Raw genomic sequence first — 10,280 nt, 5'->3', positions numbered from 1 at the left:
GGGGTAACTTGCTGAAGTTCATAATACTTGTATCTACAATGGCGTTTTCAAAAACTTTTAAAGCGTTCAATTCAGTGTAGCTTTTCATTGTAGTTGTTTTTAGTAAAAACTCTCTTAATTGAGTGCCGTATTTAGCTCTAGTGTATTTGTTAGAAGTGATGAAAGAACAAAGCCCATTAGGTTTTAGAATGTTAAAAGCAAGGGCAAAAAAGTAGGTGTAAATATCAGCGATGGCGTTGTAAAATTTGATTTTATCTAAGGATTTATCCCTTTTTTTAATTTCCATTTTTTCGTATTGCGTTTTTAAAAGGGGTTTTAAATCTTTGATTTGCTCTTGCCTAATATAAGGCGGATTTCCTATAATCAAATCAAAGCCCTTAAAGTTGCCTAGATTATCTAAAACTTCGCTAAATTCAAAGCGCCATTCAAAGGCGTTAAAATATTGCTCTTTTTCTTGCTCTAATCTTTCATACACTCTTAAAACATTGTTATTAAAATGCTCTAAACCTACACTTTTATCAACTTTATCAAGTTTGGGGTAAGAAACATAATCGCTGTTAAAAAGGTCTTCTTTAGCCATGCTTTTTTCTAAACTTTCGGCTTCTAATTCTATGGCTACATGATTGGTTTCTGTGATAATGCTCTTACCATAGGATTTTAAATGCTCTTTTAAAACCTTTTTAAATACCTTATAGCTCTCTAAGGATTTCATTAGGTCGTGTTTAAAAAAGTTCTTGATTTCTTTTATTTCATTATCCAAATCTTTCTTGGTTTTGTTTAAAAAATGAGCGGTTTTATAATCATTTACTAGCTTTTTATACTCATTGATTTTATGCTTAATATTTTGATTGGTAATTTCTCTATCAAATCTAAACCTAGAAATAAGCGAATTACCACATTTAATGTTAATATCAATGTTAGGTAAGGTTTGTAGGGTGTTAGTGTTAGTGTCATTTTCAAAAATATAGTAGCTGTATTTTAAGAGTTCAATCCATAAGCGTAATTTAGTGATTTCACAAGAATTAGGGTTAATATCCACGCCAAAGAGTGTGTTTTCTATCAAAGACTTTTTAAGCTCAAAAAGTTCTTTTTGGATTTCATGGTAAGGGTCGTCTTTATCGCTTGGTTTGTTGTAAAAAAAGACTTTATCATCAACTAAAATCACAATTTCATCATTAATTAATTTTAGTTTGTGTCTGTATAACGACTTGATAAGCCCTAATTCAAACGCTATTTTGATGAGTTCATTGAGTGCTGAAACAAGAAAATGTCCACTCCCTACAGAAGGGTCGCAAATCTTAAGCTCTAAAAGGGTGTTTAGGTATTCTTGGCGTTTAGTTTCATTATAATTTCTATCTATAAAAAGCTCTTTTAAATCACTTAAATTTTTATATTCTAAATGATACTTGTTATTGAATTTATCCAAGACAATTGGTGTGATACTCTCTTTGCACATAAAATTTGTAATCAAGCTTGGCGTATAAAAACTCCCCTCTTTATAACCATTAAGTTTTTCAAACACTAGCCCTAAGACGCTGGGGTTAATGAGTAAATCATAATTGATTTTAGTGTTATCTCTTATATCTTTAGGGGTGGTGGTAAAATCATAGGCATTAAGGAAGTTGAATAAATATTCTAGTAAATTTAATGCTGTAGTATCTTTAAAATCTTTTTCTTTTTTAAGAATGGATTTAGAATGAAGTTCTAAAGGCTTGTTGTTAAGCAATTTGATTTCATAATTTTCTAATTCTAGGGGAGTTTTATCAAATAAGCTAGAGTTTAAATAAGGGATTTTTTCTAAAACACTTCTTTTGTTTTCAAATTCTAGGTTTCTTTCATTTTCTCTCTTAGCTAACACTTCAAAAAAGAGTGTGTTTAGGGCGTTAAAATCTTTAAAATTCTCTATGCTTAAAAAAGGTTTTTCAAAATGCTTGAAAGAAATTAAAAGGCTTTCTAAAAGGCGTAAAAATAAAATGCGGTTATTCCAGCAAATGAGTAGTTGCATGACTTTTTCATCATCTAAATGATTGTATCGCTCTTTTAAAGCATGGCTTAGAGAGTTAGGAGTATCGCTTGTTCTGATTAAAATTTTTCCTTGTTCGCTCACTTCTTTCAACCCTAAAATATAGAGCAATTCAGCATAAAAGCTCTTGTTTAGAATATTGCTATCTATTTGCTTTCTCTCTTTGAGTAAAAAAGTAGGCTCTAGGGCTTGATAGATTTTAGCTGAATTATTTGTTGTTAGATTGATATGGTAGTATTTTAAAGTCTTATCTAAATCTTTTATGTGCTTTTTGCAAGATTTGTAAAACCCTTCAGTGCTAGTATCATTGCCTTTTTTATCATCACAATTTTTAAAGGCTTTTTGAATTTCTTTATCTTTATTAAAAATCTCAAATTCGTTCGCATCAATAATATAAAGCTCATTGATAGTGGCTAAAATGATATGCTTAATATTGTTATTATTTTCTTTTCTTTCTTTGAGATAGTATAAAAGGCTTTGGTGTAAGGCCTTGCAATTCAAGTCGCCATTTTTAACAAATTGATTTTTATTTCTAGGTTTTTTAAACTCAATAATGACTTCTACTCTATTATCGTCATTATAAATAACACTATCTATATTATTTTTGGTGTTTACTCTGTAATGAAAGGCATTTTTTAGAAAATCATTAAAAGCATTCTTTTGGTGTTCTTCGCTCTCTTTTCTATCTGTTTCTAAAAAGGTATTAAAATGCTCTTCAAAGGTTTTTAGCTCTTCCTTGCTTGGGGGATTTGATGTTGAAAACTCTAATTGCCTATATTCCATTTATATTCTAACCTACCGATAATAAGCCCATTGCTCCAAAACTAAGGAATTTTCTTTTTGGGTTTGCCAACAGAATTTGAATAGGAGTTTATAGCGCCCCTTTTTCTCATCATCTTCTAATGAAAAGTCTAAAGGTTCGCACGCATTATCACAATACACTTCCCCTAAAAATCTAGGGGATTCTTTACTTGGATAAGGCATTAAATAAACTTCTGTTTTGATTAAGGGGACATTGGGGTTTTTCTTTTGCATTTCTATATAAAGCGTGTTGTTAGCTCTAAGTTCTAAGGAATCTTGCAAAAGCTTTTGTTGGGTTTTTTTATTGCCATGCGTGCCTAAGGAATAATAAGGAAAAATAGGTTTTTTAGCCGATGAATCAATCGGCTTTATATCCACCACAAAATCATAATCTTTTTGGAATTGCTCATAAGCTTTTAACATGTGGTTAAACCCTAAATCCACATCGTTATGATTAGCAAAATACACCATATCGTTCTTGGGCGAATTTTTTAGGGCAAACACTACAAGAGCGACCACTATCCCCATGCCAAAAAGCAACACACTTAAAATCCCCAAAGGCCAAAAGTTTCTGTTCGGTCTATCCATTGCCTAACCCCAGCTTAAGATTTTCTAAAGAAATAAATGCCAAAAAATACACCTAAAAGAGTAAGCAACAATATATACATTATCACTTTTGACAAAGTTGCCCCTCTGTCGGCACTAAAATTCTGTGCTATTTTAACATGAAATTTCTCAGCTAGGCTATCTAGTGCCACTGAATAACCATTAATAAGCATGGCTGAAATCCTAGAATTAGTGTATTCTTCATCATTTGTGGGTAATAAGGGGGCAATATTTTCAAAAAAGATTTTATCAGCATTGATTAAATCTCTTGGGTTAGAGACTAGCTCTATTTTTTTAGCATCGTGGTAAAAAAAGAATGCTACATAGGGGGGTTTAAGTTGTTTCAAAAAGCTCTCTTGGTAAGCTTGGCGCTCGCTTTTGGTGCTAAGATGAATAGGATTTTCTTTAAAATCGGTCATATCTATAATAAAAGAAACCCCCGTTTTAGTATAAAGCTCTTTAGAAACGCTCTCTATAAGCGAAACGCTTTTTTCTACCAAACGCCCCTTAGAGTTGTTAAACACATAAGATTTTTCTATAATTTGGCTTGCACTAGCACAATTAGCTAACAAAAGCATGCCAACAAGCATGCTTAATAGCCTTTTAAATGGCTGTGTTATCAAAGGCTGAATAAGAATAGATTAGGCACAAAAGAAATGACTATTGTCATTGCAATCGTTGCAACTATCATTAAAGCTAATAATTTTTCTAAAGTAGTGAATTTCATTGTATCTCCTTACTTGACTAGCTCATAATTCTCACGATTTTTAGAACTCTTGGTTTCTAAAGAGTTGATGTCTTTATAGCGATAGTAGTTTGTGGCTTGCTCTTTTTGAATCTCAATCGCCTTGCAAGCAAAAAACACCACCACGCATAAAAGCACGGCTACTACGATTAAATTCCCCACTAATCCGTTTAAAATTCTCATTTTTAAACCCCTTTCTTAGTCTTCTAAAGGTTGCAATGATTTGATAAATTCAGCTAATGCCTTAATTTGTAAATCATTGAAATTCTTATACTTAAATGAAGGCATATGACCGATATTACCTCTCTTACCATGGGTTAGAACATCTCTTAAAAAGCCCTCCGTGCCATAAGTCGTTAAATTAGCTGCAAACGCTTGGTTATTTTGCAAGCCCTTACCATCACTTCCATGACAGCCCGCACAACCCATGCTCTCAAATAATTCCTTGCCTTTATCAATGAGTTGAGGATTTTTAGTCTTTTTAGCACCAGATAGCTCTGCCATAACATAGCTTGCAACGGCTTTAGCATCTTTTTCGTCCATATCCATTGCAGGCATTTCACCGGCCATATAATCCATACCTTTAGAGCCATGCTTAATGGTATCTATGATGCCCTCTTCTTTACCCCATCGCACTAAATTTTGAGCGCTATTATGCAAGCCCTCAGCCGTTACACCATGGCATTGTGAGCAATGAACTAAGAAGATTCCTTGACCCATATCCACTAATTCCTTTTGCCCCAAGTGCTTCCATTTTTTTTCAAACTTTTGATTGTATGCTTTGACTTCTTCATTGTATTGCCCAATTTGAGAAAAGCTATTGAGCGGATACCCAAAAAAGAAATACCAAAAAGCCCATACAATCAAACACATAAAGCTTACTACCCAACCTACAGGAATGTTGTTAGTAAACTCTCCAATCCCATCAATTAAATGCCCATCATTTAGCAATTCGCCTTGAGATTTGCTATCACGCATTTCTTTAATGAGCGAGCTAGATTCATAGATGGTTAGCACTAAGATTACAAGTGCTGCAATTAAGCCAAAAACATTTATATGGTCGTTTAAAAAATCCATTTCAACTTTCCTTTGTGCTGTTGCCATAAATTCTCTTATGGCGTGGTTCAATCAACTCATCTTCTAAAGTATCATTTAATACCAAGTATCCATAGCGTTCATAATCCACTATGCCCTTTTTTTGCTTTCTATACATGCTAACGATATAGGCATAAAGAAAAAGCGTAAAAAGAATGGTAAAAAACACATACGCAAAGCCTCTCACACTTTCTAAATCCATTGTAACCCCCTCTTATTTCTTAGTAGTGATTCTAGCGTTGCCTAAACTATTAAGATAAGCAATCAAAGCTACAATCTCTGGCACTTCACCACGCTCTATAGCCTCTAACACTCGCTTGTCTTTTATATCAGCTGTGATTTTCTTGGCCTCTTCTAAATAAGCTTTTTTAGCCTCTTCTAAGCTCCCTAATTTCACACCATCTTCTGTGTCATAAGGCACACCAAAAACTTTCTTTTGCGTAAAAGCCTCTGCGTAAGCGGTCTCAAAATCACTCTTTTTCTTAAATAAATGCGCATAAGCTGGCATAATGCTGTGTGGCACCACACTTTGTGGGTCAAGCATATGTTTTTCATGCCAATCAGTGGTGCGATAATCCCCTACCCTATGCAAATCAGGTCCAATTCTTTTTGAACCCCATAAAAAAGGTCTATCATAAGCATATTCCCCACTCAAGCTATACGCACCATATCTATCCACTTCAGCTTGAAAAGGGCGAATAAGTTGGGAATGACAATTATAGCAACCCTCTTTCATATAGATTTGTCTCCCAGCAGTTTCTAAAACCGTGTAGGGACGCAAGCCCTCAATAGGGCGAGCGGACTTAAAGAAGTTAGGCAAAATCTCTACCAACCCAGCGATAGAAAACACAAACAAAAACGCTAAAGTAAAAAAGAACGGATTTTTTTCTAAAAAACTAAACATCTCTACTTCCTCCCTTACCTAGCCATAGGTGTAGCATAATTTGGCTCACGCTCTAATTTTTTGCCGGCACTAATGGTCATAAACACATTATAGATAAAGATAATGAAACCAATAAGATACATAACGCCTCCAATGCCCCTAATATTATAGTATGGAATTAGCACTTTAACCGTATCAATGAACTGGTAAGTGAGATTTCCATACTGATCTACATCTCTCCACATCATGCCTTGAGTAATTCCTGCAATCCACATAGATGAGAAGTAAAGCACGATTCCTAAAGTCATAATCCAAAATTGAAAATCCATAAGTTTTGCCGAATAAATCTCTCTTTTGAAAATTCTAGGCACCATGTGATACATGCTCGCAATTAAAGTAAAGCCTACCCAACCAAGCACGCCATCATGCACATGCCCTACAATCCAATCAGTGAAGTGAGCTAGGGCATTCACGCTCTTAATGGCTTGAATCGCTCCCTCTAGAGTAGAAAGCATATAGAATGTTGATGCTAAAACCAAAAACTTAATCAAAGGACTTTCTTTTAATTGATGCCATTGACCACGCATAGTTAAAAGCATGTTAATAGCTGTTCCCCAAGAAGGCAAAATTAATACCACTGAAAACACGCTAGAGAGAGTTTGCACCCAATCAGGCACGGTAGAGTAAATCAAATGGTGTCCGCCTGCCCAAATATAAACAAACATCAAACTCCAAAAGGAAAATAAAGTGAGTTTATAAGAAAAGATAGGCTGACCACTCTCTTTAGGTAAGAAATAATAAATCGTGCCAATAAGTCCGCTAGTGAAAACAAAAGCCACCGCATTATGCCCCCACCACCATTGCACAAGTGCATCATTACTGCCCGCATACATAGAGATAGAATGCCAAATACTCCCTACATTTGCCACAAGATAAGTAGGAATAGAGAGATTATTGAAAATATACATCACGGCAATCCCTACATAAGTAGCGATATAATACCACAAGGATACATAAATGGTGTTCTCTCTTCTCACACCCATGCTCCCAAACATGCTAATTCCCCATAGCACCCAAACAATCACCACTAAAATATCTAAGGGCCACATAAGTTCTGCATATTCTTTGGTCTGATTAACTCCAGCAAACAAGCTAATGACAGCCAAAACCAATAGTACAATCCATAACCAAAAATGCAATAAACCTACAAATTTTAAAAAAGGGTGTTGATGATAAGTGATTTTAAGCACTCTTTGACCGATATAATACCAACTCGCCCAAATCCCTCCAAGAGTGAACCCATAAATCACTGCATTAGTGTGTAAAGGACGCAAACGACCAAACATGCCGTATTCCCCAGCAATGTAATTTAATCCGGGTAAAGATAGCTCAAAGGCTAATACAATCCCTATTAACATTCCTACTGCTCCAAAAATCATCATCGCATAAAGGAACAATTTGCATATGGAATAATCATATTCTTGAGGCGTAGCTACCTGCATGCATTCTCCTATTTTTAGTAAAATTGATAAAACGAGATATATTATATAACTTTATTGTTTCTAAAATGATTAATTTTTGAGATTTTTTTGTAATATTGCTCAGTTTATTGTAATTATTTGAGTGAGATAAACCCATTGAAGTTAATCTAAGGCTAACTACTATGAAACAAATTCTACTGATACTTGTTCCTATAGCAAGCGTGCTGTTTCTCTATTTGCTCGGCAAACCTAGCGAAATAGAACCTCATGCATGGCTTTATTTTTGTATTTTCATAGGTATGATTATAGGGCTGATTTTAGAGCCTGTGCCATCAGGCTTAATAGCTTTGAGTGCGTTAAGTCTATGTGTAGCGTTAAAAATCGGAGCTAGTAGTGAAATAGTAAATGCTAATAAAGCCATCTCGTGGGGTTTAAGTGGGTATGCGAATAAAACGGTGTGGCTTGTATTTGTCGCTTTTATTTTAGGTTTAGGGTATGAAAAAAGCTTGTTAGGAAAACGAATCGCACTTTTACTCATTAGGTTTTTAGGCAAAACCCCTTTGGGCTTAGGCTATGCGATTAGTTTGAGCGAATTGTGTTTAGCCCCTTTTATTCCTAGCAACTCTGCTAGAAGTGGGGGCATACTCTATCCTATAATCTCTTCTATTCCACCCTTAATGGACTCAACTCCTAGTGATAATCCTACAAAAATCGGTGCTTACTTAATGTGGGTAGCTCTAGCTTCAACTTGTATCACTTCTTCTATGTTTTTAACCGCAGGGGCTTTTAACCCCTTGGCTATGGAGATTGCAACCAAAATTGGCATGAATGAAATTTCATGGTTTTCGTGGTTTCTAGCTTTCTTACCAAGTGGTGTGATTTTAATCTTACTTGTGCCACTATTAACTTATAAAACCTGCACCCCCACCTTAAAAGGCTCAAAAGAAGTGAGTTTATGGGCTAAACAAGAATTAAAAGCAATGGATGCGTTCTCTTTGAAAGAAATTTTAATGCTAAGTCTTACCCTATTAGCTTTATTAGGCTGGATTTTTTCTAAAACCTTAGGCTTGCATGCTAGTACAACTGCCTTAATTATCATGGTCTTAATGGCTTTTTGCAAGATTGTAAGCTATGAAGACATTATTAAAAATAAAAGTGCTTTCAACATTTTTTTATTGCTTGGAGCCTTACTCACTATGGCTGGTGGGCTTAAAAATGTAGGCTTTTTAGATTTTATAGGCAATGTAGCTAAGAATTTTTTAGAGCATGCTAATTTAGAGCCTTTAGTAGCGGTATTAGTCATTGTAACTCTCTTTTATGTATCGCATTATTTCTTTGCAAGCATTACCGCTCATGTGAGTGCTTTATTTGCGCTTTTTGTAGGGATAGGTTCAAATGTTGAAGGGATGAATTTACAAGAATTGGGCTTGTTTTTAATGCTGACTTTGGGAATTATGGGTATTTTAACCCCTTATGGCACAGGCCCATCAACCATCTATTATGGAAGCGGATATATAAAAAGCAAGGATTTTTGGAAATTAGGGCTTATTTTTGGCTTAGTGTATTTAGTCGTATTTTTAGGCGTTTGTGTGCCCTGGGTAAAATATGTGGTATTTAGGTGGTTATAATTGAAAGCCTTACACAACGCCCTTTTAAAATGGTATGAAGAGTATGGGCGAAAGGATTTACCCTTTAGAAATTTAAAAGGAATTAACGCCCCTTATGAAATCTATATCAGTGAAGTGATGAGTCAACAAACCCAAATCAACACGGTAGTTGAACGCTACTATTTTCCTTTTTTAAAAGCTTTTCCTACTTTAAAAGACTTGGCTAATGCCCCACTAGATAAAGTTTTATTACTCTGGCGTGGCTTAGGGTATTATTCAAGAGCGAAAAATTTAAAAAGAAGCGCTGAAATTTGTGTTAAAGAATACCATTCGCAATTACCTAATGACTATCAAAGCTTATTAAAACTCCCCGGAGTGGGTGCATACACCGCTAATGCGATTTTATGTTTTGGTTTTAGAGAAAAAGTTGCATGCGTAGATGCCAATGTTAAACGAGTGCTTTTAAGGCTTTTTTCACTGGATTTAAATACTAGCACAAAAGACTTGCAAATTAAAGCTAATGAGTTTCTTAATCTTAATGAGAGTTTTAATCATAACCAAGCCCTTATTGATTTAGGGGCTTTAGTTTGCACCCCCAAGCCTAAGTGTGAGATTTGCTGTTTGAATGATTATTGCCTAGGTAAAAACAGCCTAGAAAAACACACGCTTAAGAAAAAGCAAGAAATCATTCAAGAAGAGCGTTACTTAGGCATTGTAATAGAAGATAAAAAAATCGCTTTAGAAAAAATAGAGCAAAAACTCTATTTTGGCATGCATCATTTTCCTAGTTTAAAAGAAAATTTAGAATTTAAACTCCCCTTTTTAGGAACCATCAAACACAGCCATACCAAATTCAAGCTCAATTTAAACCTTTATTTAGCAAGCATTAAAGATTTAGAAAATCCTATCAATTTCTATAGTTCTAAAGACTTAGAAACCTTACCTATAAGCTCAATGACACTTAAAATTTTGAAATTTCTAAAGGAAAAGAATTTATTTATAACTTAAATGTTGATAAAAACTTTTAGGGCTATTCGCA

Annotated in this window: 10 protein-coding genes; 2 read left to right on the top strand and 8 right to left on the bottom strand. The window is 34.6% G+C overall.

Annotation, left to right across the window (positions count from 1 at the left end; genetic code table 11):
• The 8 genes from C6H25_RS01625 to ccoN form a co-directional block, all read right to left on the bottom strand.
• The coding region (locus C6H25_RS01625) for a DUF7149 domain-containing protein (protein WP_104747749.1) at positions 1–2,806 on the bottom strand (2,806 nt) is incomplete at its 3' end.
• Between the two features lie 12 nt (positions 2,807–2,818).
• Positions 2,819–3,412 (bottom strand): hypothetical protein, encoded by a 594-nt coding sequence (locus C6H25_RS01620; RefSeq protein WP_104747748.1) that lies wholly within the window; start codon positions 3,410–3,412, stop codon positions 2,819–2,821.
• 14 nt (positions 3,413–3,426) lie between these two features.
• Entirely contained in the window at positions 3,427–4,008 is a 582-nt protein-coding gene (locus C6H25_RS01615) for a hypothetical protein (RefSeq protein ID WP_104747754.1), read from the bottom strand.
• A 158-nt stretch (positions 4,009–4,166) separates the two neighbouring features.
• Positions 4,167–4,358: a DUF4006 family protein gene (locus C6H25_RS01610; protein ID WP_104747747.1), complete on the bottom strand. Its 192-nt coding sequence runs from the start codon at positions 4,356–4,358 to the stop codon at positions 4,167–4,169.
• Positions 4,359–4,373: 15 nt separating this feature from the next.
• Complete coding sequence (gene ccoP, locus C6H25_RS01605) at positions 4,374–5,252, bottom strand: cytochrome-c oxidase, cbb3-type subunit III (protein WP_104747746.1); 879 nt, start codon at positions 5,250–5,252, stop codon at positions 4,374–4,376.
• A gap of 1 nt (position 5,253) precedes the next feature.
• Positions 5,254–5,472 (bottom strand): cytochrome c oxidase, cbb3-type, CcoQ subunit, encoded by a 219-nt coding sequence (locus C6H25_RS01600; protein ID WP_104747745.1) that lies wholly within the window; start codon positions 5,470–5,472, stop codon positions 5,254–5,256.
• A gap of 12 nt (positions 5,473–5,484) precedes the next feature.
• Positions 5,485–6,174, bottom strand: a complete 690-nt coding sequence (ccoO, locus tag C6H25_RS01595; protein ID WP_104747744.1) for a cytochrome-c oxidase, cbb3-type subunit II — start codon at positions 6,172–6,174, stop codon at positions 5,485–5,487.
• Between the two features lie 14 nt (positions 6,175–6,188).
• Positions 6,189–7,655: a cytochrome-c oxidase, cbb3-type subunit I gene (gene ccoN, locus C6H25_RS01590; protein WP_104747743.1), complete on the bottom strand. Its 1,467-nt coding sequence runs from the start codon at positions 7,653–7,655 to the stop codon at positions 6,189–6,191.
• Between the two features lie 161 nt (positions 7,656–7,816).
• On the opposite strand from ccoN, the gene C6H25_RS01585 reads away from it, so the two are divergent.
• Positions 7,817–9,262 carry a DASS family sodium-coupled anion symporter gene (locus C6H25_RS01585; protein WP_104747742.1) on the top strand — a complete coding sequence of 482 codons (1,446 nt, stop codon included), beginning with the start codon at positions 7,817–7,819 and terminating at the stop codon, positions 9,260–9,262.
• Positions 9,263–10,249 (top strand): adenine-specific DNA glycosylase, encoded by a 987-nt coding sequence (locus C6H25_RS01580; protein ID WP_104747741.1) that lies wholly within the window; start codon positions 9,263–9,265, stop codon positions 10,247–10,249.
• Positions 10,250–10,280: the final 31 nt, after the last annotated feature.

The organism is Helicobacter cetorum, from assembly GCF_900198405.1.
GTDB classification, from domain to species: domain Bacteria; phylum Campylobacterota; class Campylobacteria; order Campylobacterales; family Helicobacteraceae; genus Helicobacter; species Helicobacter cetorum_C.
This window is presented reverse-complemented; position numbering and strand designations above follow the sequence as displayed.

Coding starts and splice junctions, on each gene's coding strand:
- C6H25_RS01585 (WP_104747742.1), top strand. CDS start 7,817: ATGAAACAAATTCTACTGATACTTGTTCCTATAGCAAGCGTGCTGTTT.
- C6H25_RS01615 (WP_104747754.1), bottom strand. CDS start 4,008: ATGCTTTTGTTAGCTAATTGTGCTAGTGCAAGCCAAATTATAGAAAAA.
- ccoP (WP_104747746.1), bottom strand. CDS start 5,252: ATGGATTTTTTAAACGACCATATAAATGTTTTTGGCTTAATTGCAGCA.
- C6H25_RS01620 (WP_104747748.1), bottom strand. CDS start 3,412: ATGGATAGACCGAACAGAAACTTTTGGCCTTTGGGGATTTTAAGTGTG.
- ccoN (WP_104747743.1), bottom strand. CDS start 7,655: ATGCAGGTAGCTACGCCTCAAGAATATGATTATTCCATATGCAAATTG.
- C6H25_RS01600 (WP_104747745.1), bottom strand. CDS start 5,472: ATGGATTTAGAAAGTGTGAGAGGCTTTGCGTATGTGTTTTTTACCATT.
- ccoO (WP_104747744.1), bottom strand. CDS start 6,174: ATGTTTAGTTTTTTAGAAAAAAATCCGTTCTTTTTTACTTTAGCGTTT.
- C6H25_RS01610 (WP_104747747.1), bottom strand. CDS start 4,358: ATGAGAATTTTAAACGGATTAGTGGGGAATTTAATCGTAGTAGCCGTG.